The organism is Streptococcus sp. DD10, from assembly GCF_001578805.1.
Lineage (GTDB): Bacteria > Bacillota > Bacilli > Lactobacillales > Streptococcaceae > Streptococcus.
Genome location: NZ_KQ969161.1, coordinates 22,133 through 23,936, shown reverse-complemented (window position 1 = coordinate 23,936; position 1,804 = coordinate 22,133). Strand labels below are relative to the sequence as shown.

The following is a 1,804-nucleotide window of genomic DNA, read 5'->3' as shown; positions in this document are numbered from 1 at the left end:
AAGGAATTCGACCTAGCATTCCTAGTCATTATATGCGAGAATATCGCTATTGTTATGGGGCAGTAGATGCTCAGACAGGTGATTCCTTTTTCCTTATTGCTGGAGGATGCAATACTGATTGGACGAATGAATTTCTACGGCAAGTTTCACAAGCTTATCCAAATGACTATATTTTACTTGTAATGGATAATGCTATATGGCATAAATCAAGTACCTTAGAGATTCCAAGTAATATTGAGTTGGCTTTTATCCCACCTGATACACCAGAAATGAACCCTATTGAACAAGTCTGGAAAGAAATTCGAAAACGAGGTTTTAAAAATAAGGCATTCCAAACATTGGAAGCTGTCATTGATAAGCTTCAAGAAGTTATTCAAGGATTGGAAAAAAATGTTTTAAAGTCCACTGTCAGTAGACAATGGACAAAGTTGCTTTTTTAAAACAATTGAGTATTAAACTATCAAGATTGAAACAATAATTATTTCAGATAAAACTACTGACTTTTCTTATAGTTTGTCTTTCTAATTGTAATCATTATAGAAAAATTCCGAATTTTAAACCATGATTTCTCAATTTTTTTACCATAACCATTCGTTTTTTGATCATGATCTAGCCAGAGTTTCACTCTTCTTCGTTTTATGTTACAATAGGTATAGTGATAATTCTTAAGGAGTATTTATGTCTGATATTTATGATATTACCATCGTTGGTGCTGGTCCAACTGGACTTTTTGCTGCTTTTTATGCACATTTGAGACAAGCTAAGGTTCAAATCATTGATTCCCTTCCTCAAGTGGGAGGACAGCCTGCTATCCTATACCCAGAAAAGCAGATTCTTGATATACCTGCCTTCACATCTATAAATGGAGAAGAATTAACGAATCGTTTGTTAGAACAATTATCTCCTTTTCATACCCCTATTCGTCTTAATGAAACCGTTCAAGACATTACTAAAAAAGAAGATAGTTTTCATTTGGTAACAAATAAAGGAACTTACCAAACACGGACAGTTCTTATCGCTATGGGGGGTGGAGCTTTTAAACCTCGCCCTTTAGAATTGGATAATGTTGAAAAATTTGATAATATTCACTATCATGTATCCAATATCCAACAATATACTGGGAAAAACATCGTCATATTAGGGGGCGGAGACTCTGCTGTTGACTGGGCTTTGGCATTTGAGAAAATCGCTCCAACAACTCTCATCCATCGTAGAGATAACTTCCGTGCGATGGAGCATAGCGTTGAAGCATTGAAAAACTCTTCGGTTACTATCAAAACCCCTTTTATCCCAAATCAACTGATTGAAGAAAATGGCCAGTTAACACACCTCGAAATCAGCAAAGTCAAATCTGATGAAAACTTACATATCCCTGTTGACCACCTATTTGTCAACTACGGTTTCAAATCATCTGTTGGCAACCTAAAACAGTGGGGGTTAGATTTAGTTCGGCATAAGATTAAGGTTAACAGCAAAATGGAAAGTTCTATCCCTGGAATTTTCGCTGCTGGGGACTGTTGCTATTATGATGGAAAAATTGATCTTATTGCTACTGGACTAGGCGAAGCGCCTACTGCTGTGAATAACGCAATCAGTTCCATTTACCCAGAACAAAAGACCCAACCCAAACATTCAACAAGCTTATAAGATGTTAATTAATTTAATTCTTGACAACAAAAGCGCACGAATCATTTTCGTGTGTTTTCTTATTTTTTAGATTCTATAGTCATTTAGTTTTTATACTAGACTAAAATCAAAAAACATCTTACAATAGTAGTTATGAAACTTACAAACGAAGAAATAG

Annotated in this window: 2 protein-coding genes; both read left to right on the top strand. The window is 35.2% G+C overall.

The window, feature by feature from the left end; genetic code table 11:
- On the top strand, positions 1-440 hold a 440-nt coding region (locus STRDD10_RS11150; protein ID WP_067194109.1), incomplete at its 5' end, for an IS630 family transposase.
- A gap of 238 nt (positions 441-678) precedes the next feature.
- Complete coding sequence (locus STRDD10_RS06520; protein ID WP_067194107.1) at positions 679-1,647, top strand: NAD(P)/FAD-dependent oxidoreductase; 969 nt, start codon at positions 679-681, stop codon at positions 1,645-1,647.
- Positions 1,648-1,804: the final 157 nt, after the last annotated feature.

What these genes read in the sequence shown, in the direction of transcription:
- STRDD10_RS06520 (WP_067194107.1), top strand. Translation starts at nt 679, where the DNA reads ATGTCTGATATTTATGATATTACCATCGTTGGTGCTGGTCCAACTGGA.